Here is a 307-nt window from a genome sequence, read left to right on the forward strand (position 1 = left end):
AACACGGCGGCGAACACGAAGTACTTGGCCACCTCGAGCACGGACGATGCGGGTAACACGTCGGCCTACACGTTCAACGGGGCCGGGAACCGGCTGACCTCCACGGACGCCCTGGCCGCTCAGGCGGTCTTGACGTACAACCCGGACGGGACGGTCGCGACGGCCACGGCGCCGGGGAACGGGTCGAACCGGACGGTCTACGGGTACAACACCGACCACAGCTCACCACTATCACCCCGGTGGCGGGGGCGGGCCTGGGCGCGAAGTGGCTGACGTATGACAACCTGGGTCGGACGAGGACGACGAC

The 307-nt window shown here is 68.1% G+C and carries 1 protein-coding gene; it reads left to right on the forward strand.

What is annotated here, in order from left to right:
* A partial coding sequence (locus tag BKD30_RS15430; protein WP_143588240.1) for a hypothetical protein occupies positions 1 to 273 on the forward strand: 273 nt, incomplete at its 5' end.
* Positions 274 to 307: the final 34 nt, after the last annotated feature.

This window comes from Tersicoccus phoenicis, assembly GCF_001968835.1.
Taxonomy (GTDB): domain Bacteria; phylum Actinomycetota; class Actinomycetes; order Actinomycetales; family Micrococcaceae; genus Tersicoccus; species Tersicoccus phoenicis.